Here is a 19,964-nt window from a genome sequence, read left to right on the forward strand (position 1 = left end):
GTGGCCGGCCCCGTTGGCTGACCAATAAATGAATGACGTTCATTTATCTCAACTGTAGCTGTCTTGGCCCCGGCTGTGAAGACCCGAATGGAATAATGCTTTGACACAGCCTCCAGAAAGGTCAGCGATGCCTGAACCCACCCCCGCTCCCGGCGAGACTAAAGCGCGTCGCAGGGCAGGCCGGCCAATGGCGGCGGTCCTGGACCAGGACGGCATCACTGCAGCGGCGCTGGAATTGATCAGCAAGAAGGGCTACGACGGGCTCACGATGGCCGCACTCGCGCGCTCCCTGGGTGTGGCGCCGTCGGCCCTTTACAACCACGTGTCCTCCAAGGATGAAGTCCTCAAGCTCGTGGAAGAGGATCTGATGTCCAAGGTCGACTTCGGCGGTTTCAGCAAGCTCCCCTGGGAGGAGGCCGTCCGGCAATGGGCATATTCCTACCGCGGCATCTTCGCAAGGCACACCCCGCTGATCTCGGTGATCGCGGTCCTTCCCGTGACGGACGCCCCACAGACGCTCGCCATGTACGAAGCCGTCACGGAGGGATTCCTCCGTGCGGGTTTCCCCGAGAAGCAGATCATCCCGAGCATCGTGGCCCTCGAGGCCTACATTTTCGGCGCCGCTTTCGACGCGAACGCGCCGGCGGACATTTTCGATTCCGGCCGCCTGGCCGACTCCACGCCGCACTTTACTTCGGCGGTCCGCAGCCTGGGACCCGAACGGAACAACTACCCGTCCGATCTCGCGTTCAGCATGGGCTTGGATGCACTGATCACCGGGCTCGGGGCGCTCCGGACCCAGCCCAACTGACTCGCATTTGTTGTCGTTATGAGCCGTCATAGCGACAACAAATGCGAGCTAGTTGGGTGTTAAACAAAGGAACCCCGGTCAGAGACCGGGGTTCCTTGAATTGCGTGCGCGAGGGGGGATTTGAACCCCCACACCCTTTCGGATACTGGCACCTGAAGCCAGCGCGTCTGCCGTTCCGCCACTCGCGCGCAACTTCTTTCGCCCGGACCGTACCAGGTTCCCCCGGCCTCACCCCTGCGAAAGCAGCGAGATCAAGCATAACGGACAACCTGTTGAAAACACCAATCGACCAAGGACGGGGCCGTAAAACCCCGGGGCGCCATGGATTGCCGGTCCCCCGTATGATGCGGAAATCACGCGAGAAGCGTCCCGAAATGATGCAGGCCGGCGAACTTTTCCGGCGTTCCAGCCGTTGTGGAATAAGGCCATTCACAGTCTTGCCCAGTAGTATCGGGGTTGAAGACAGGCTTCTCGCGTGCGCTCCAGCCACTGCGGGGATTCGTCTTGGCTACTGATACTGCAGGGTCAACGAAACGGAAGGAGAAGGACCATGGGCTTGCTTGACAGGGTTGAGCGTGGCATCGAAAAGGCCGTCCGCGGCGTCTTCTCTACAGGGTCGCGGGCACGGGTGGAGCCGGTGGAGATAGCCAGTAAGCTTCGCCGTGAACTGGACAACAAGTCCATCACTATTTCGGCCGGCCGTACCTTGGCACCCAACGTCTTCGATGTGCTCTTGAGCGATGAAGACTTCGCGCGCGCCCAAGACTGGGGAACTCCCCTGGCCGAAGAATTGTGCGACGTCGTCATCCAGCACGTGCGCAGCCAGGGTTATATCCTGCAGGGTCCGGTACGGATCTCCTTCCGTCACGACGATGCCCAGCGCGAAGGCCATTTCGAAATCACGTCCCGCACGGAGAAATCCGACGGGGCTGCCGCGCCTGCGGCTCCTCGGCCCGTTGTCCCCGCCGCACCGAGCCGCGAGCCCACACGGCTCCAGCCAGTCCTGGACATTGGCGGACAACGCTATTCCCTCAACGCGCCTTCCATCGTGCTGGGCAGGTCATCCGAGGCCGACATCCTGGTGGACGATACCGGCGTCTCTCGCAAGCACTTGGAAATCCAGACGGCGGACGGAGTCATCCGCGCCGTCGACCTCGGTTCCACTAACGGAAGCTACGTCAACGGCCACAAAGTGGACGGCAGTGTGGAACTTACTGACGGATCCACCATCACCATGGGACGGACCAAGATCATCTTCAGACTTCTCCCCCAGCCCTCTGGTGGGCGCCCGTGAGCGACATCAGCGAACTGACCATCACCGCGCTCCGCTTTGGCTTCCTGCTGTTGCTGTGGATACTGATCTTCAGCATCGTCTCGACCATGCGTCGCGATCTGGTGGTCGGTCGCAAAGCAGCCATGGGAACTCCGACGGCGCGCGAAGTACGCAAGCATCCGGAACTCGCCCCCGCGCCACCCCAGCCCGTGAAGCAGCAGGCGCACCAGCTCGTCGTCGTCGAAGGACCGCTCAAGGGGACCACGCTTCCTTTGGCCGCGAGCCCCATTCTGCTGGGCCGCGCACAAGAGGCCACGTTGGTCCTCGAGGATGATTATGCTTCAGGCAGGCACGCGCGCTTGTTCCCCCAGGGCAGCCGATGGTTCATCGAAGATCTTGGCTCCACCAACGGCACCTACCTCGCCGATCAGCAGTTGACCCGCGCCCTGCCGGTGGAGCTTGGTGTCCCCGTGAGGATCGGCAAGACGGTCATCGAATTGAGGGCGTAGCCCATGGCTTCCCCCCAGGCTTCCGAGGGCAAGGCCCTGCCTCCGGAACTCCCCCTCATCATGCGTTACGCGGCGCGGTCCGACGTCGGGCGTGTCCGCTCGAAGAACGACGACTCCGCGTATGCCGGCCGGCACCTTGCCGTCGTCGCGGACGGCATGGGCGGGCACGCGGGCGGGGACGTCGCCTCAGCCTCCACCGTGCTGGACATGATCCACCTCGATCACGATTCCTACCCGGACGGCGCGGAAACAGTCCTGGCAGACGAAATCCAGACCGCCAATTCCCTCCTCTCCGAGCTCGTCCACGTAGACCCGAAGCTCGCAGGCATGGGCACCACGGTCACGGCCCTGCTGCTCGAAGGCAGGCGGCTGCACTTCGCGCACATCGGCGATTCCCGCGCCTACCGCCTGCGCAATGGCAAATTCGAGCAAATCAGCGTGGACCACACTTTCGTCCAGAGGCTGATCGATGAAGGCCGGCTGCGCCCGGAAGAAGCCGAAACCCATCCGCACAAGAACGTCCTCATGCGCGTTCTGGGCGACGTGGACGCCAGCCCCGAACTGGACCTGGACGAGCTCGACGTCGAACTGGGCGAACGCTGGCTCCTCTGCTCCGATGGCCTGAACTACGTCCAAGGGGCGGTCGTTGAGCAAGTAGTCCGCGAAACCAAGGACCTTGCCGAATGCGCAGAGCTCCTCGTTGAGCTCACGCTCGCCAACGGCGCTCCGGATAACGTCACCGTGGTGCTGTTGGAAATCGTCGAAGATACCGGCGACAACCTCAGCACGGCCGCCGTCGACGTCGTCCAGGAAGCGCCAGCGCTGCCGAAAGCGGCCGAGGCGGGAACGGCCGCGCCGGGCACGGACGATCACGGCAGCGATGCGAACGCCCCGGCCAAAGAGTCCGGATCCAACGGCCCCACAGCGGGCCGGGTCACGCGGCCGGAAACACCGTCCGACGCCGGGCCTTCCGCCGCCGCGGCAAGACCCACTGCCGCCACCGAGCCCGCAGCGGCGGGTCCTGGAAAACCCGCCGCGACTACTGAGCCTCCGACGGCGACGGACCCGCACCTTGGCGAGCACTTGTCGGCGGAGATCCTTCGCGAAGAGCTCGCAAGCCGTCCGCACGAACTGGTCGGTGCGGCCGCGACCGCGGCCGATACGGGTTCGATCCCGACCATAGCCGGACGCAGCGTTGCGCGCCGGGCTGCCACGGTGCTGACCCACAAGGCTGAACAGGACCGCCAGGATACACAACCGCTTGTCGCGCGGAAGCGGCGCTGGTTGACGCCGGCCATTGCTGCCGTCCTGGCCATTTTCGTGGTTGCCGGGCTGTGGCTCGGCTATGCGTGGACCCAGACACGCTACTACGTCGGTGAGTTCGACCAGCACGTCGCAATTTTCAACGGCATTTCCCAGAGCCTTGGCCCGTTCCAGCTCTCGAAGGTAGAGGCCACGACGAACATCCGCATGGACTCTTTGCCTCAATACACGCAACAAACCCTTCGCCAGACCGTTCCGGCACGGGATCTCGCCGATGCCCAGCAGATCGTGAAAAGCCTGCAGGAGAACGGCACCACCGGGCTGCCGGCAAATTGCCCCACAGGCTCAGCCAAGCCGACGGCAAGCCCCACCCCCACGGCAAGCCCGAGCCCTTCGAACCCGCCAACATCGTCACCCACGTCAACGGCGGTCCCTACGTGCGCGGTGTCCCCATGATTCTGGCCATAACCACACCCAAGCCGCGCCGGAACGTCGAGCTCGTCCTGCTGGTCCTTGCCCTTGCCGTGGGAATCGGCGCCAGCGCCATGGTCGGGCTCAATAGTCCGGCCGCTTTCGACGGCGATTTCTGGTTCCAGTCGAGTCTCTTGATCGTGGCGGCATTCGCTTTCCACATGATCCTCAGGTTCCGCGCAAAATATGCCGATCCGATCATCCTTCCGATCGTCGTTGCCCTCAACGGCTTGGGACTGGCCCTCATCCATCGCATGGACCAGCCAGGCGAGGATACGGGTAATAACCAGTTGCGCTGGACCCTCCTGGCCATGGCCGTCTCAATTGTCGTGATCTGGTTCCTCAAGGACCACCGCCTCCTTCGCCGCTTCACTTTTATCTCGCTGGCGGCCAGCGCAGTCCTCCTTGTACTGCCGATCGTTCCCGGTATCTCCGCCGGCGAGGTGCTAGGTGCCAGCGTCTGGATCCGGATCGGTCCCATGACTTTCCAGCCAGGGGAAATCGCCAAGATCACCCTGGCTATATTCTTCGCAGGTTATCTTTCCTCCAACCGGGACCTCATCCTGCTTGCCGGCCGCAAAATCGGCCCCATGCAATTGCCGCGCTTCAAGGATCTTGGCCCCATGATCACCGCTTGGCTCGTGAGCATCGGCATCCTCGTGTTCCAGCGGGACCTTGGCACCTCGATCCTTTTCTTCGGCTTGTTCATCGTGATCATTTACGTCGCAACAAGCCGAATCAGCTGGGTGGTCATCGGCGTCATACTGATCCTTGGTGGCGGATTCCTGGCGTCCAGGTTCTTCTCGCACGTCGCATTCCGCCTGGACAGTTGGTGGAACGCCTTCACCCCGGAAGTCTTCGACCGGTCCCCGGGCGGCAGCGGACAGATCGTCCAGGGCCTCTTCGGCATGGCCGACGGCGGCCTCGGAGGCACAGGGCTCGGACAAGGCAGGCCGGATCTGGTGCCGTTCGCCAACAGCGACATGATCGTAGCCCTCATCGGTGAGGAACTGGGACTGATCGGTCTCTTTGCCGTCGTGATGCTCTACATGCTGCTTTTCACCCGCGGGTTCCGGGCGGCTCTTGGCGCGCGGGACGCGTTCGGCAAGCTCTTGGCTTGTGGCCTTTCCTTTGCCATAGCGTTGCAGTGCTTCGTGGTGATCGGCGGCGTCACGCGGCTGATCCCGTTGACGGGGCTCACCACTCCGTTCCTTGCGGCAGGCGGTTCTTCCTTGCTTGCCAACTGGATCATCGTGGGCTTGCTGCTCATGATCTCGAACACCGCGCGCGGCCCGGTGGACACTACGCCCATTACCCATGCCCCCACAGAGGCGGTGCAGACCTCATGAACCATTCCATACGCAATTCGTGGATGGCAGCAGTTGCCATGTTCGCCCTACTCTTTGGCGCGATCAGCTACGTCCAGGTCATCGGCGCCGGCGACCTCAATGACAATCCGTGGAACCAGCGCGCCGTCCTGGCGAACTACTGCAACGACCGCGGTGCCATCATCGTGGGCGGCAAGCCAATTGCCGAATCCGTTGCCGGAGACGAAACCTGCAAGTACCAGCGCAGTTATGCCCAGCCGGAGCTCTATGCGGGGATCACGGGCTACTTCTCCAGGACCTATGGATCCACCGGGCTTGAGCAGCAGCTCCGGGATGAGTTGGCCGGCAGCTCCGACCAACTCTTCCTGGACCGTGTGAGCCAGATTTTCCTCGGCAGCCAGCCGAAGGGCGCCTCGGTGGAACTGACCCTCGATCCCGTGATCCAGAAGCTCGCCTACGACCTCATTCCTGACGGTCAGCGTGGCTCGATTGTCGTCACTAACCCGAAGACGGGCGCTATCATGGCGATGGTCTCCAAGCCGTCCTATAATCCCAACCTGATCGCCACGCATGATCCCGCCAAGGAAAAGGCCGGTTACGACCAAATCAACCAGGTCCCCGGCATCAACCTCAACCAGTCCGTGAGCGGACCCACCGGCGAGCTGTTGGCGCCCGGTTCCGTGTTCAAGCTCGTCGATACCGCGGCTGCCTTGAGCTCCGGGAAGTACAACAAGGACAGTGTCTTGCCGAACCCGGACAGCCTGCCCTTGCCCGGTTCGAGCGCCTCGCTGCCCAACTATGCCGGCGGCAACTGCTCAACCCGCAACACTGCCGATTTCCCTTTTGCCTTGGAGCAGTCGTGCAACACGCCCTTCGCCAGCATCGCCCTGGACCTGGGCCAGCAGGCCATCGCGGACCAGGCCAGCAAGTTTGGCTTCGGACAGGATTTCGGGGACCAGCTCAAGCTTCAGTCCGCGGTCAGTATCTTCCCCAAGAATCTGGACCAGGCAGCGCTGGCCCAGTCCGCCGTCGGGCAGCGTGATGTCAGGGCCACTCCGCTGCAAATCGCCATGATGACCGCCGCTATTGCCAATAAGGGCGTCCAGATGAAGCCGAACATCATCAAGACTGTGCGGGCACCTGACCTGCGTGTCATCAGCGAGCCCAAGGCCGAGGCACTGCGTACTTCCACCACGCCTGATATCGCCAGCCAGATCACACAATGGATGACCGACGTCGTCTCCAAAGGCATTGCGAGCGGCGCCGCGGTACCGGGAGTCCAGGTGGCAGGCAAGACCGGCACGGCGCAACTCGGCGATTCAGGTTTGAACAACTCATGGTTTACCGGGTTCGCCCCGGCCAACGACCCGCAGGTAGCCGTCACCATTGTCATGGAAGGCGTTGATGTGTCTACCGGCGCAAAGCTAACCAGTCCGAACGCGAAGAAGATTTTTGAGGCGGTGTTGAACAAATGAGGCCTACGTCAGGAATCACCCTCGGCGGCAGGTTCCAGCTGACCAGTCGCATTGCGATTGGCGGCATGGGAGAGGTCTGGAGGGCCAAGGACCAGATCCTTGGCCGGATCGTCGCCATCAAGGTACTCAAAGAGGAATACACGGGTGACCCCGGGTTCCTCCAGCGGTTCCGCGCCGAAGCCCGCCACACCGCGTTGCTTAATCACGTGGGAATCGCCAACGTCTTCGACTACGGAGAGGAAGACGGCTCCGCCTACCTGGTCATGGAATTGGTGCCGGGCCAGCCGCTGAGCAGCATCCTGGAACACGAGCAGGTCCTTTCCCCGGACCGCACCCTGTCCATCATTTCCCAGACCGCCCGGGCGCTGGCCCCCGCGCATGCCCAGGGCCTGGTGCACCGGGACATCAAACCGGGCAACCTCCTGATCACGCCGGACTTCCGTGTCAAGATCACCGACTTCGGTATCGCCCGCCTCGCGGACCAAGTTCCGCTCACGCAGACCGGCCAGGTCATGGGCACGGCCCAGTACCTGGCTCCGGAGCAGGCCACGGGACAAACGGCCACAGGCGCCTCGGACATATATTCCCTGGGGATTATCGGCTACGAGTGCCTTACAGGGCATCGTCCGTTCTCCGGTGAATCCCAGATCGCCATTGCGCTGGCCCAGGTCAACGACGCCCCGCCGCCGCTGCCTGAAACCCTGCCCACCCCGATACGCGCCCTGCTGATGTCCATGCTGGCCAAGGATCCGAAGAACCGTCCTGCAAGTGCCATCAAGCTGGCTGAAGCCGCGGAAGCGATCCGCGCCGGCGATATCGCGACGGCACACGCGGCCGTGCCAGGGATGTTGCTGTTCGAATCCACCACGGGCCCCATCACTGCGCCTACGGACATTGCCACCGCGCCCACTGGCATTGTCACCTCGCCGTACGGCAGGGAAGCACGGTCGACGTCGACGTCGGCGCTCCCGGTGATCGGCGCCGCCGCTGCGGGAGCCGCTGCTGTAGGGGCCGCAGCCGAGGGTGGAAATCCGCTGTCCCGTGCCAATGCCCTGGCCGCCGAACGCAGTTTGGATCAGGCCGACGAGCACAACCAGTACATCCATGAAGAAGAGGAGTACCAGGAGGAGCCGCAGCGGAAGAAACGCAGCCCGTGGAGATGGCCGCTCATTGCGCTGATCGTGCTCGTGCTGCTCGCCGTCGTGGGGGCGATCCTGACCCAGTCCGGGCTGTTCTCACCCAGCAGTCCAGCGCCGGCGAGCAGCACTTCTCCGTCCCAGGTCTCGAGCGCGCCGCCAACCTCGGCAAGTCCGAGCCCCACGGAGACCTCGGCCACCCCTACGCCCACCCCGGAGACCATCAACCTGATCCCGGAGCAGTACAAGGGACAGCCGTACGACAAGGTGCGCTCGGACCTCAATGCACTCGGCCTCGTGGTCAGCGGTGTCCAGGTCTTCGATCCATCCACGCCCGGGACTGTCATCGACATCAATCCTTCGGGCCCCGTGGCCAAGGGATCGACCATCACCGTGAGCTACTCCAAGGGACCGCAGATGGTCACAGTGCCGACCATCGGCAAGGGAGCCACTGAATCACAAGTGCAGGCTGCCATCGAAGGTGCGGGCCTGCGCTGGGTAACCGGAGCCCCCGTTGACGGAGCAACGGGCCAGGCGCCGGGAACATTCGTCAGTTCCGATCCTGCGGCCGGGCAGAAGATCCCCGCCGGGTCTGTCGTGACCTATCACCTGTCCAAGTCGACCACGAACCCGTCTGCTTCTCCTAAGACCACCCCGTAGGACACCATGCCAACCGGACGCTCCACCCCCGCCCACAGAGAGGACAGCACTCCAATGACATCCCAGCGCGTCCTCAACGGGCGGTACGAACTCGGTGAATTGCTCGGTCGTGGCGGCATGGCCGATGTCTACAAGGGCATCGACACGGTGCTCGGACGAACCGTAGCGGTGAAGCTGCTCCGTGCCGATCTTGCCCGCGATCCGCAGTTCCATGCCCGCTTCAAGCGCGAGGCACAGGCGGTGGCGGCCCTGAACCATTCCTCGATCGTTGCCATCTATGACACCGGCGAGTACACGGTGTCCGGTGGACCGGGCGAGGACGTCCGCGTCCCTTACATCGTGATGGAATACGTGTCCGGCCGGACTGTCCGCGACCTGATCCGTGCCAAGGAACTGGACATCGATCAAGCCATCGAGTTCATCCTTGGCGTCCTTGCCGCGCTGGAGTACAGCCACAAGGCCGGGATCGTGCATCGCGACATCAAGCCGGCCAACGTCATGGTGACCGGGGAGTCAAACGATGTGAAGGTCATGGACTTCGGAATCGCCCGGGCGATGGCCGATTCCGCGGCAACCATGACCCAGACGCAGGCCGTCGTTGGTACTGCCCAGTACCTGTCGCCCGAGCAGGCCCTCGGCGAGACCGTGGATGCCCGCAGCGATCTGTACTCTGCGGCCTGCCTCCTGTTTGAAATGCTGACGTCCCGCCCCCCGTTCACGGGCGACAGCCCTGTCTCGGTGGCCTACCAGCACGTCCGCGAGATCCCGGAGCCCGCCAGCACCTTCAATCCGGCCGTTTCGGAGGCACTGGACAGTGTCCTGGCCAAGGGCCTGCAGAAGAATCGCGCCGATCGTTTCCAGGATGCGGCCGCCTTCCGGCGTGCCTTGCGCGCGGCCAAGAACGGCATCGCAGTCCCGGCCCTTGCTTCCGGAACGCCCACGGACGTCCAGGACGTGGTGCCGTCGACACAGCAGATTCCCGAACGTGGCTTGGTGCGCGGCCTGACGGGCGCCGAATTCCTGGACAGCACTCTGAGCCTAGGATCGGGCAACGGCCAGGCCGCCGGCGACCAGGACATGCTGGCCCTCCAGGCCGGCGAACCGGAACCTGAAGCAGACCACGACGGCGCCATGCCGCTTGGTTTCGCCCCTGAACGCGAGCGGACCGCCCGGCAGAAGTCCCGCCGTCGTGCGTGGACCGCGGTGGTGGTTATTTTGGTGCTGCTGGTCTTGGCCGGCGGCGGATTCTGGGTCTACAGCACGGTGAACCAGAAGCCGGCTCCGCCCGCGTTGATCGCGGTACCGCAGGTCGTCGGTATGAGCGAGGCCACGGCATTGCAGACGCTTTACGGCGCCAATCTCAGCCCGGAGTCGCACCATGTCCCGGATGACAAGGTCCCCAAGGGGGCGGTGATCAGCACCGACCCCGGCGTGGGGTCCCAAGTGGCGCCGAAATCGCAAGTCATGCTGAACGTTTCAGACGGGCCGCTCTCGGCGACTGTCCCGGCAGGCCTGAGCGGCCTCACCGAAGCCGCGGCCCGCGACCTCCTGCGTCAGGCCGGCCTCGTAGGCGGGTCAAGTACCTTGGCCAATAGTGCGACGGTTCCCGCGGGCTCCGTCATCAGCACCAAACCGGCTTCCGGGGCTGTGGTTGGGGTGGGCAGCACGGTTGACTTGGTGGTGTCCACGGGCAAGGTATCCGTGCCTCAACTCGTTGGTTTGAGCGAGGCCGATGCCGAAGCGCTGCTCAAAACGAACGGTCTGGCCATCGCGGTCACCGAACAGGAGAATTCGCAAGTAACCCCAGGCAAGGTGACGAGCCAGGGCGATGCTTTCAATTCCCTCGTGGAGCAGGGCAAGACCATCAGCGTGATTGTCGCGAAGGCTCCCGTCCCGTCACCGAGTCCCACTCCGACGCCTACGCCGTCTCCGAGCGATACCAAGGGCGGCGGAGGCTTGGGCGGATTAGGCGGCTAGCGCTGGATCAGGGGGCTCAGGGTGGCTGCACGGGCGGCCGCCCCGGACATCCCGAGTGATTCAAGCCAGTTGCCGAGCATGAGGTAGCCACCTTCGGTGAGCACCGATTCCGGGTGGAACTGCACGCCGCACAGCGGAGCCGTACGGTGCTGCAGGCCCATGACAACCCCGCTGGCGGTTTCGGCCGTGATTTCCAGAACGTCGGGAATGCTTTCCCGGACAGCCGCCAGGGAGTGGTAGCGGGTGGCCGTCACCGGCGAGGGCAGACCGGCGAAAACGCTCTTGCCGTCATGCTGCACAGGTGATGTCTTGCCGTGCATCAGCTCTGGTGCGTGCGTGACAGTCCCACCGTAGGCTTCGGCCAGCGCCTGGTGTCCGAGGCAGACCCCGAACATCGGCTTGTTGTTGTCTCCGCACCACTTGATCAGCTCAATGCAGACGCCGGCTTCGGCTGGGGTGCCGGGGCCGGGGGAGATCAGCACGCCGTCGCGCGCGTCCGCCAGTTCGATCGCCTCGGCGAGGGTGACGTCGTCGTTCCGGACCACTGTGGTTTCCGCACCGAGTTCCTGCAAGTAGCCGACCAGGGTGTAGACGAAGCTGTCGTAGTTGTCCACGACGAGGATTTTTGTTGTGCTCATGGCTGCTGTGCTGAACCAATCGTTGAGTCGGTGAAGGTAGTGAACTGTGACATCCAGGGGAAGAGGAACTGGACCATCAGGACAAGCGCGCATGCCACGAGGGCCGCTGATGTCAGGATACGCACCCAAAGGGGTCCCGGAAGGTGGCGAAAAATCCATCCGTACATGGCTTAACCCTTCCCGCGCGTCTGGGCGACTTGCTTGGCGATCTCCTGCGGTGGGCCGGCGGAGGCGGGTTGCCAGCTTTCCAGCAAGGAGTACGCGATGATGCGTTCTTCCGCACCGAAGCGCGGATTGCAGCTGGTCATGGTCAGGTAGCTTTCGGTAGGCGTCGCGCCGGGCTGTGTGGGGACCGGAAGGAGGACGTCCGTCCGCGAAGGCAGCACGATCTGGTTGTTACGGAAAACGTACGTGTAGTAACCGTCTTTGGTCTGCACATATATCTTGTCGCCCGGTACCAGGAGATGGATGTTGTCCAGCACTGCGCCATGGGTCTGGCGGTGTCCCGCGACGGCGAAGTTGCCCGGGGCTCCGGGCATGCTGGTGGTCCCGTAGTGGCCGAGGCCCAGCGTGTCCAGAATGTCTGAGCCGGTTCCCTCGATGATGGGCCGCGAATAGTCCGGGCCGAACCGCGGAATGTACATGATGCCGATCATGCCGCCGTGCTCGGGAGCCTCGGCAACCACGGGCTTCCCGTAGTCGGGCGGTGCAGCAGGGTTGGCAGGGGCAACCGGCGCCACGGGTCCCGCAAAACTCTTCGCAAAACCCTGGACGGCCTGGCTTTGCTTGGCATCGGCTTCGACGTTGGTCCACCACAGCTCCCAGGCCACGAAGAGCAACAGGATGAGTCCCGCGGTGAGGAGCAGCTCGCCCACGATCTGGACGACCTTGCGCACTATGTCGCCCGTGCTGGGCCGCCCCTTGCGCCTCGTTGAGCGCGGCCGGCGGGGACCCTCCGCGCCGGTTCCTGTGCCGTCGTCCGGCACGGCAGCGGCTTGCTGCGTCTGCTGCTGCGCCACTGGATCTCCTCTTTACAGGCGCGGATGCCCGACGACGAGCAGTCTCCGAAATCCGGCTAGACTTGACTGCTAGAACGAACCCCGGAATTGCCGCGCGCGCGTTGACCGCTGGAATTTTCCTTCCTGCAGGATATCAAGCTGGCGCGTGGCCTTTCATTCAGCCGGCCAAGGAGGATCCGTGCCCGAGTCCAAGCCCCGCAAGAGGGCCGCCCGCCCCACCGAAGCGGCCACCGCACAGCAGTACAAGCCGAACCCCATCTGGTACAAGCCAGTCATGTTCGGTCTCATGATCATCGGCCTGCTGTGGATCATCACGTTCTACATCACGAGCGGCCAGCTACCCGTGCCCGCATGGGCGTCCTGGAACATCGTGGCAGGCTTCGGCATCGCGATTATCGGCTTCCTTATGACTACCCGCTGGCGCTCCTGAGCGGCGACCTCACATTTCGGCCGCCTGCAGCGTCTACTAGACATGACCACCAGGCACACAACCATTGATTCCCCGCTGGGCCGGCTCACGCTGACTGCCCGGGAGGAGCTTCTCACGGGCATTTTCTTCGAGGGCCATTGGCATATGCCACCTTCGGAATTCTTCGGTGAAGCCGTCACCGCCGAGGATCCCTTGTTCCAGCAAACTGCCATTGAACTCGGCGAATACCTGGCTGGCGAGCGAAAGGTGTTCGACGTCCCTTTCAAAGCTTCAGGGAATCCGTTCCAGCAGCGGGTCTGGGCAAGACTGAAAGAAATTCCGTACGGGGAAACCGTCAGCTACGGAGAACTGGCTACCGAACTGGGCGATCGCAACCTTTCCCAGGCCGTCGGCTCGGCAGTTGGCCGCAATCCACTGAGTATCATCATCCCGTGCCATCGGGTTGTGGGGCGCGACGGGAAGCTCACCGGATACGCCGGCGGCCTCGATAACAAGCGATTCCTCCTGGAACTCGAAGAACCAGCGGCGGCGAAGGAAAGCAAGCTCTTCTAATGGAGCCCAAGAAGCCGTTCGAGCTGGTCGTCCGGGAGCACGGACCCACGGTCCTGCGCGTGTGCCGCGCGGTTCTCGGGGCCCACGACGCGGAAGACGGCTGGTCCGAGACTTTCCTCTCCGCCCTGAACGCCTACCCCGAACTTCCGGCCGGTGCCAACGTCCAGGCCTGGCTCGTCACCATCGCCCACCGCAAATCCATCGACATTGTCCGCGCCAGGAGCCGCCAGCCGCTTCCCGTGGACGAACTGCCTGTGCGGCCTTCCGGAATCGGAATCCCCGGCGACGGTCACCGGGAGGTGCTGGACGCCGTCGGGCAGCTTCCGCCGAAGCAGCGCCAGGCGGTGGCTTACCACTACCTCGCCGGGCTCCCCTACAAGGACGTCGCCGGGCTTCTCGGCGGGACCCCCGACGCCGCGCGTCGCGCGGGAGCCGACGGCGTCAAGGCGCTGCGCACCATTCTCCTCGACAGCTCCTTGAGCTACGTGAAAGAAGAAACCCGATGACCATCGACCACCACGAACCGGACGTCTCCGAACTCCTCGCACCCCTCGACTCCGTGGAACCGGCTGTCATGCAGCGGCTCCACGACCGCCTCGCAACGGCGGCCGCGGAGCAGCACACCCTCGATATTGCCTACCGCACGGTGGATTCCCCGATAGGCAAACTGCTGCTTGCGGCCACGGAACGCGGCATGGTGCGCGTGGCATTCGAAGTGGAAAACCACGACGCCGTATTGCAGCTGCTCGCGGAAAAGCTCAGTCCGCGGATCCTCTTCTCAACGAGCCGCCTCGATCCCGCGGCCCGCGAACTGGACGAATACTTTTCCGGGACCCGGCACCGGTTCGACCTGCCCCTGGATTTCAGCCTTTCGCGCGGGTTCCGACTCAGCGTCCTGGAACATTTGCCGCAGATCGCCTACGGCCACACGGAAAGCTACGCGCAAGTGGCCTTGGCGGCTGGAAGCCCTCGAGCCGTGCGCGCCGTCGGCACTGCTTGCGCCACCAACCCACTGCCGGTGATTGTTCCTTGCCACCGGGTGGTGAAATCCGATGGATCGTTTGGCAACTACCTCGGCGGCACGGAAGCCAAACGAACCTTGTTGTCTCTCGAGGCAGCATGAACTCAGGGTGGACGGAACCGCTGTTTCCGCTTGAGTTGCCGGACGCGCCCGACGCCGGTCCACGGGAGATCGCGCCCGGCGCGGTGCATGTTCCGGGCTGGTTAAGCCTTGAGCAGCAGCAGTGGATCGCGGCCCGTTTCGAAGAGTGGACACGCGGTCCCGTCCCCTTGCGCGCCGCCGTCCTTCCGGGCGGGCACCCGATGTCCGTCCGGACAGTGTGCCTTGGCTGGCACTGGCAGCCCTATAGGTACACGCGCGAGGCCTTTGACGTCAATGGGCGGCGGGTGCTCGACTTTCCTGACTGGATGGTTCGGCTGGGCCGCAAAGCACTGTTCGAGGCCTACGGTGACGCCACCGAAGCCGCCGGCTACACGCCGGACACTGCGCTGGTGAATTTCTACGACGAAGCCGCCAAGATGGGGATGCACCAGGACAGGGACGAAAAGTCCCGGGCCCCTGTGGTGTCGCTCAGCATCGGAGACAGTTGCGTCTTCCGCTTCGGAAACACGGAGACGCGCACCAAGCCGTATACCGACGTCGAACTGTCTTCAGGGGACCTGTTCGTCTTCGGAGGCGCATCCCGTTTTGCGTACCACGGCATCACCAAAGTGCTCCCCGGAACGGCTCCTGAAGGCTACGGGCTGCCGAGGGGGCGGATCAACATCACCATGCGCGTCACTGGAATGTCGTAGCACCGGGGCACAATGTCAACAACAGCTTCTGCCCGGCTCCCTGTGGAGGAACACCTATGAACCCGCCCGAGAACGGCACCATCATCGGCGACGACGGCCTTGCGCGTCCGCCCTGGGCATCCGTTGACCCGCTCATGCGCGAGTACTACGACCACGAGTGGGGCATGCCTGTACGGGACGAACGGGGCTTGTATGAGCGCATCAGCCTCGAGGGATTCCAAGCGGGCTTGTCCTGGGCCACCATCTTGCGCAAGCGCGACGCGTTCCGGTCCGCTTTCCTGGACTTCCACCCTGAAAGCGTCGCGGCTTTCACGGAGGCGGACGTCGAACGGCTGATGCAGGATTCGGGAATTGTGCGCAACCGCCTCAAGATCCGCGCAACCATCACCAACGCCAAAGCCACGATCGCATTGCGGAGCGAAGGCGGATTGGTGGACTTCGTGTGGTCGTTCCAACCGGAGTCGACGCCGGAACCGCGTACGTTTGCCGACGTCGCTACCCAATCGCCGGAGTCGATTGCTCTGTCCAAAGCCCTGAGGAAGAAGGGCTTCGCTTTCGTGGGCCCCACCACCATGTACGCGCTGATGGAGGCGATCGGGATGATCGATACCCATCTTCTTGACAGCCATCGTCGGGGCAGCTCCGGAGTTTGGCTCTGATACCAACCCTCTTTCCACAGAAGTGCGTAACTTTATCCACAGCTGTGGACAATTCATGTGGACATCCACGTACATGAAGCCGGGATCCCCGACATTCAGGTGATAATCAGGACCTCGCGCCCTGGACCCGTGGTTTTACCCAATGTGCACAAGGCTGTGGATAGTGTCCGCGGGTTCACTGAGAGTTCACTCCCGGGGCATTGAGAACTTCATTCAGGCCCCCACTGATCGTGGCGCCTGATCGAATTCCAGTTCACTATCCCGAGTCCTCGATGTGTGTTTGGCCCGGATCTGTGAAAGAATCTGCGTATGAATGCAGATAAGAAGGCCTGCGCACTGGGGGTCGACAGCCAATACGTTGAATTGGCTGTGGAAGTGTTCGCGATGCTCGCCGATGCCACGAGGGTCCGGATCGTCCTCGCGCTCCGGAACGGCGAAATGGCCGTCGGAGCGTTGGCGGAACTCGTTGGGAAATCCCCGGCGGCAGTATCGCAGCACCTTGCCAAAATGCGCTTGGCGAGAATGGTTTCCACGCGGCAGGACGGAACCAGGGTCATGTACCGTCTCGAGAACGAGCATGCCCGCCAGCTGGTCGCGGATGCAATATTCCAAGCAGAACACGCCTTGGGCGGTACCCCTGCACACCACCGCGCAGAACAGGAATCGGCATGAGCGGTCACCAGCAAGTTGGTCACGAGCACCACGTGCACGTGCACGACCACGACCACGACCACGACCACGACCACGACCATGACCATGACCATGACCATGACGGACACTCCCACGAGCATCACAAGGGTCTCAAGGGGTGGCTGTATGAGCTTTTCGTCCCGCACACCCACGATGCCGCCGATTCAATCGACGATGCCCTTGAGTCCAGTACACAGGGCGTCCGGGCACTGAAGATCAGTCTTTTCATCCTCCTCGGCACCACCGTCCTGCAGTTCATGGTGGTCCTCATCAGCGGCTCCGTCGCATTGCTGGCCGACACCATCCACAACTTCTCGGACGCACTCACTGCAGTGCCGCTGTGGATTGCGTTCATTCTGGGACGTCGTGCGGCGACTCGACGCTACAACTATGGATACGGCCGGGCGGAGGACCTTGCCGGACTGTTCATTGTCGGCGTGGTCGCGCTTTCGGCAGTGGTGGCCGCGTGGCAATCCATCGATCGCCTGTTCCATCCGCAACCCCTGCACAATCTGTGGTGGGTCCTTGCGGCCGGACTCATCGGCTTTGCGGGCAATGAAATTGTGGCCGTGTACAGGATCAGGGTCGGCCGGCAGATCGGGTCCGCTGCGCTCGTCGCGGACGGCGTGCATGCGCGCATTGACGGATTCACGTCCCTCGCGGTGGTGCTTGGCGCCGGCGGTGTGCTGCTCGGTTTCCCTTTGGCGGACCCGATTGTCGGCCTGCTGATTTCGGCGGCCATCATCGTCCTGCTCTGGGGCACGGTTCGCAGCATCGGACGACGCCTGATGGACGGCATAGAACCCGAACTGCTCGACGGCGCCCAGGCGGCGTTGGAAACGACACCGGGCGTGCTCTTCGTGCCGAAGCTGCAACTGCGTTGGGTCGGCCATCGCCTGCAGGGCGCCACCACCATCGTCGTCGCCAACGCGCCACTGTCAGCGGTGGAAGAAACTGTCGGCGAGGCCAGGCATCGGCTTGAGCATGCGCTCCCTAAGCTCGACGACATGGTGATACAGGCCGTTACGGAAGCTGGCCGCTGATCGACCGGATCCTGTTCCCAACCGCTGCCCAGCCGCTGCGGCTATGATGGCCCACTGAACCTTATGTTGAGCCACTGACCCGATCTTGAGCCACCGAACCGGACCCGTCCGGCCGTCCGGGATCCACGAAAGAAGATGCCCATGAGCCAGCAAGCGATTCTGGCGAAGCCTCGCCGAAACGTGGAGATGGTGCTGTTGGTGCTGGCACTTGGCGTAGGCATTGGTGCCCTTGCAATGACCAGCGTGGACAAGAAAGAGGCCCTTGACGTTGGATTCTGGCTTCAGGCCGGTACCTTGACCGCGCTGGCCGGGATCTTCCACGTTGTCCTGCGGTTCAAGGCAAGGTATGCGGATCCGGTGATCCTCCCGATTGTGGTGGCTTTGAACGGCCTCGGCATCGCCATGATCCGACGCCTGGACGCGTCAAACGGCACTACTGCCGGGACTAATCAGCTCACATGGACGATCGTCTCGGTCCTGGTCGCGGCCGCCGTGCTATGGCTTTTGAAGGACCACCGGCTCTTACGCCGGTACACTTTCATCGCACTCGCAGTCAGCGCCGCCCTCCTCATCCTTCCCCTCATTCCGGGCATTTCCGCCGGAGACATCAACGGCGCGAATGTCTGGATACGCCTCGGTTCCCTGCAGTTCCAGCCTGGCGAGATCGTGAAGATTACACTCGCCGTCTTCTTCGCGGGCTACTTGTCCTCCAATCGGGACTTGATCCTGCTGGCCGGCAGGAAATTCGGGCGCCTGCAGTTCCCCAGGATCAAGGACACAGGGCCGATGATCACCGCCTGGGCCGCGAGCGTGGGCGTATTGGTCTTCCAGCACGATCTCGGCATGTCCATACTGCTGTTCGGCCTGTTCATCGTGATGATCTACGTTGCCACGAGCCGGGCCAGCTGGCTCGTCCTCGGCGTCGTGCTCATGCTTTTAGGCGGATACGCCGCAGCAAAGATCTTTTCCCATGTCGGCTTGCGCATTGACGCCTGGATCAATGCCTTCGACCCCCAGGTCTTCACCCGCTTTCCCGGAGGCAGCGCCCAGATCGTCCAGGGCCTCTTCGGAATGGCCGACGGCGGCCTGATCGGCAAGGGCCTGGGGCTAGGAAGCCCAGACCTGGTGCCTTTCGCGAACAGCGACATGATCATCGCTTCCCTCGGTGAAGAACTCGGCCTGATCGGGCTGTTCGCGATCGTTCTCCTCTATTTGCTGCTTTTCACCAGGGGATTCCGGGCCGCCCTGGGCATCCGGGATGCCTTTGGGAAGCTCCTTGCCTGCGGGCTGGCCTTCTCCATGGCCCTTCAGTGCTTCATCATTATCGGCGGCGTCACCCGCCTTATTCCCCTCACTGGGCTGACGACGCCGTTCCTCTCCGCGGGCGGATCCTCCCTCCTTGCCAACTGGATCATCGTCGCCCTGCTGTTGCGGATCAGTGACGCAGCCCGCAGGCCCCAAACAGTTGCTTCGCAGACCGAACACGTTCCGGTCTGACGATCCCGGGCGCTGTTCCGGTTTCCGAGCCACCAATCCAGGGCACTCAGACGGTCGTAAACCCGCCGTCGATCAGGACGTTCGTACCGGTGATCATAGCGGCCGTGTCACCGCAAAGGTAGGCGATGAGCGACGCCACTTCTTCCGGCTGGGCGAAGCGGCCAACGGGAATGTCGCGGCTTTCGGCCATCAGCTATCGGTGCCCAGCTACCTATAGTTGCCACTCTCAACGGCGCCCGAATCCTCAACTCAGCGGCCCATATGCTGCGCCTCAGCCTCGGCGAGCTCGACGAACTTGCGTCCCAAGGGCCGCCTGACGCCCAAGGGCTCTGCTTCCTCCCATACCTGGACGGGGAACGTACCCCGCTATTGCCCGCGTCCCAGGGAGCACTGATCGGTCTCACGAGGTTCTCGATGACGCCCCAAAACCTCGGGCGCGCCGCCATACTCGGCTTGGCATGCGCGATCGCTGATGCCATCGATGATTTGTCCCGGGCCGGCCTTGAGATTGAAAGGGTCACTCTGGTGGGCGGCGGATCGCGGTCTGCGGCGCTTCGCCAAGCAGTAGCCGACCTCACGGGACGCGCCGTGGCATGGCCGGAATCCCGGGAATATGCCGCACTGGGAGCCGCACGCCAAGCAGCAACGGCGCTGAACTTACATAGCGAGCCCATCCTGGCCGTCGCACCGTAGTTACACACTTAACAACAGGCAGCTA

General features: G+C 63.2%; 21 protein-coding genes and 1 tRNA gene. 18 read left to right on the plus strand and 4 right to left on the minus strand.

The features are described from left to right. The first annotated feature begins 127 nt into the window (after nt 1-127). Nucleotides 128-811: a TetR/AcrR family transcriptional regulator gene (locus tag ABH924_RS10650; RefSeq protein ID WP_404498665.1), complete on the plus strand. Its 684-nt coding sequence runs from the start codon at nt 128-130 to the stop codon at nt 809-811. A gap of 105 nt (nt 812-916) precedes the next feature. Here the strand turns inward: ABH924_RS10650 and ABH924_RS10655 are convergent. Beyond that, nucleotides 917-999: transfer RNA gene (locus ABH924_RS10655), tRNA-Leu, on the minus strand. 362 nt (nt 1,000-1,361) lie between these two features. Between ABH924_RS10655 and ABH924_RS10660 the strand changes: the two genes are divergently transcribed. Genes ABH924_RS10660 through pknB form a run of 7 tightly spaced genes read left to right on the plus strand, consistent with a single transcriptional unit; the run spans nt 1,362 to nt 10,903 of the window. Further along, entirely contained in the window at nt 1,362-2,105 is a 744-nt protein-coding gene (locus tag ABH924_RS10660) for an FhaA domain-containing protein (protein ID WP_404498667.1), read from the plus strand. A gap of 5 nt (nt 2,106-2,110) precedes the next feature. Continuing rightward, a complete protein-coding gene (locus ABH924_RS10665) occupies nt 2,111-2,593 on the plus strand; it encodes an FHA domain-containing protein (RefSeq protein ID WP_234753040.1) in 483 nt (160 codons plus the stop codon). A gap of 3 nt (nt 2,594-2,596) precedes the next feature. Continuing rightward, on the plus strand, nt 2,597-4,312 hold the full coding sequence (locus ABH924_RS10670; RefSeq protein WP_404498669.1) for a PP2C family protein-serine/threonine phosphatase: 1,716 nt from the start codon (nt 2,597-2,599) through the stop codon (nt 4,310-4,312). Further along, nucleotides 4,309-5,676, plus strand: coding sequence for an FtsW/RodA/SpoVE family cell cycle protein (locus tag ABH924_RS10675; protein ID WP_404498671.1), 1,368 nt, complete (start codon nt 4,309-4,311; stop codon nt 5,674-5,676). The genes ABH924_RS10670 and ABH924_RS10675 overlap by 4 nt, the downstream gene beginning before the upstream one ends. Continuing rightward, the gene (locus ABH924_RS10680; RefSeq protein WP_404498673.1) at nt 5,673-7,130 is read left to right on the plus strand and encodes a penicillin-binding transpeptidase domain-containing protein; all 1,458 of its coding nucleotides are present in this window, start codon (nt 5,673-5,675) and stop codon (nt 7,128-7,130) included. Before ABH924_RS10675 ends, ABH924_RS10680 begins: the two co-directional genes overlap by 4 nt. After that, entirely contained in the window at nt 7,127-8,926 is a 1,800-nt protein-coding gene (locus tag ABH924_RS10685; RefSeq protein WP_404498675.1) for a protein kinase, read from the plus strand. Before ABH924_RS10680 ends, ABH924_RS10685 begins: the two co-directional genes overlap by 4 nt. Before the next feature lie 6 nt (nt 8,927-8,932). After that, nucleotides 8,933-10,903 carry a Stk1 family PASTA domain-containing Ser/Thr kinase gene (gene pknB / locus ABH924_RS10690; RefSeq protein WP_404498677.1) on the plus strand — a complete coding sequence of 657 codons (1,971 nt, stop codon included), beginning with the start codon at nt 8,933-8,935 and terminating at the stop codon, nt 10,901-10,903. Here the strand turns inward: pknB and ABH924_RS10695 are convergent. Both ABH924_RS10695 and ABH924_RS10700 read right to left on the minus strand, forming a co-directional pair. Continuing rightward, nucleotides 10,900-11,541, minus strand: a complete 642-nt coding sequence (locus ABH924_RS10695; RefSeq protein ID WP_404498679.1) for an aminodeoxychorismate/anthranilate synthase component II — start codon at nt 11,539-11,541, stop codon at nt 10,900-10,902. The genes pknB and ABH924_RS10695 overlap by 4 nt on opposite strands. 170 nt (nt 11,542-11,711) lie before the next feature. Continuing rightward, nucleotides 11,712-12,440, minus strand: coding sequence for a class E sortase (locus ABH924_RS10700; protein WP_234753039.1), 729 nt, complete (start codon nt 12,438-12,440; stop codon nt 11,712-11,714). Nucleotides 12,441-12,738: 298 nt separating this feature from the next. Between ABH924_RS10700 and ABH924_RS10705 the strand changes: the two genes are divergently transcribed. The 9 genes from ABH924_RS10705 to ABH924_RS10745 all read left to right on the plus strand — a co-directional run bounded on the left by ABH924_RS10705 (nt 12,739) and on the right by ABH924_RS10745 (nt 19,246). Continuing rightward, nucleotides 12,739-12,990, plus strand: a complete 252-nt coding sequence (locus ABH924_RS10705; RefSeq protein WP_234752996.1) for a cell division protein CrgA — start codon at nt 12,739-12,741, stop codon at nt 12,988-12,990. Nucleotides 12,991-13,032: 42 nt separating this feature from the next. Further along, on the plus strand, nt 13,033-13,542 hold the full coding sequence (locus ABH924_RS10710; RefSeq protein WP_404498681.1) for a methylated-DNA--[protein]-cysteine S-methyltransferase: 510 nt from the start codon (nt 13,033-13,035) through the stop codon (nt 13,540-13,542). Continuing rightward, a complete protein-coding gene (locus ABH924_RS10715) occupies nt 13,542-14,048 on the plus strand; it encodes an RNA polymerase sigma factor (RefSeq protein WP_404498683.1) in 507 nt (168 codons plus the stop codon). The genes ABH924_RS10710 and ABH924_RS10715 overlap by 1 nt, the downstream gene beginning before the upstream one ends. Further along, nucleotides 14,045-14,665: a methylated-DNA--[protein]-cysteine S-methyltransferase gene (locus ABH924_RS10720; RefSeq protein ID WP_404498685.1), complete on the plus strand. Its 621-nt coding sequence runs from the start codon at nt 14,045-14,047 to the stop codon at nt 14,663-14,665. The genes ABH924_RS10715 and ABH924_RS10720 overlap by 4 nt, the downstream gene beginning before the upstream one ends. After that, the gene (locus ABH924_RS10725) at nt 14,662-15,357 is read left to right on the plus strand and encodes an alpha-ketoglutarate-dependent dioxygenase AlkB family protein (protein WP_404498687.1); all 696 of its coding nucleotides are present in this window, start codon (nt 14,662-14,664) and stop codon (nt 15,355-15,357) included. Before ABH924_RS10720 ends, ABH924_RS10725 begins: the two co-directional genes overlap by 4 nt. A 56-nt stretch (nt 15,358-15,413) precedes the next feature. Continuing rightward, entirely contained in the window at nt 15,414-16,016 is a 603-nt protein-coding gene (locus ABH924_RS10730) for a DNA-3-methyladenine glycosylase I (RefSeq protein WP_234752991.1), read from the plus strand. A 309-nt stretch (nt 16,017-16,325) separates the two neighbouring features. Next, the gene (locus ABH924_RS10735; protein ID WP_234752990.1) at nt 16,326-16,688 is read left to right on the plus strand and encodes a metalloregulator ArsR/SmtB family transcription factor; all 363 of its coding nucleotides are present in this window, start codon (nt 16,326-16,328) and stop codon (nt 16,686-16,688) included. After that, complete coding sequence (locus ABH924_RS10740) at nt 16,685-17,749, plus strand: cation diffusion facilitator family transporter (RefSeq protein WP_404498690.1); 1,065 nt, start codon at nt 16,685-16,687, stop codon at nt 17,747-17,749. Before ABH924_RS10735 ends, ABH924_RS10740 begins: the two co-directional genes overlap by 4 nt. A gap of 141 nt (nt 17,750-17,890) precedes the next feature. Then, on the plus strand, nt 17,891-19,246 hold the full coding sequence (locus ABH924_RS10745) for an FtsW/RodA/SpoVE family cell cycle protein (RefSeq protein WP_234752988.1): 1,356 nt from the start codon (nt 17,891-17,893) through the stop codon (nt 19,244-19,246). A gap of 46 nt (nt 19,247-19,292) precedes the next feature. On the opposite strand, the gene ABH924_RS10750 is transcribed toward ABH924_RS10745, so the two are convergent. Next, nucleotides 19,293-19,436 carry an SDR family oxidoreductase gene (locus tag ABH924_RS10750; protein ID WP_234752987.1) on the minus strand — a complete coding sequence of 48 codons (144 nt, stop codon included), beginning with the start codon at nt 19,434-19,436 and terminating at the stop codon, nt 19,293-19,295. A 71-nt stretch (nt 19,437-19,507) separates the two neighbouring features. Between ABH924_RS10750 and ABH924_RS10755 the strand changes: the two genes are divergently transcribed. Next, the gene (locus ABH924_RS10755; protein WP_404498693.1) at nt 19,508-19,939 is read left to right on the plus strand and encodes an FGGY-family carbohydrate kinase; all 432 of its coding nucleotides are present in this window, start codon (nt 19,508-19,510) and stop codon (nt 19,937-19,939) included. The last annotated feature ends 25 nt before the right edge of the window (nt 19,940-19,964 follow it).

The organism is Arthrobacter sp. GAS37, assembly GCF_044908325.1.
Classification (GTDB): domain Bacteria; phylum Actinomycetota; class Actinomycetes; order Actinomycetales; family Micrococcaceae; genus Arthrobacter; species Arthrobacter ramosus.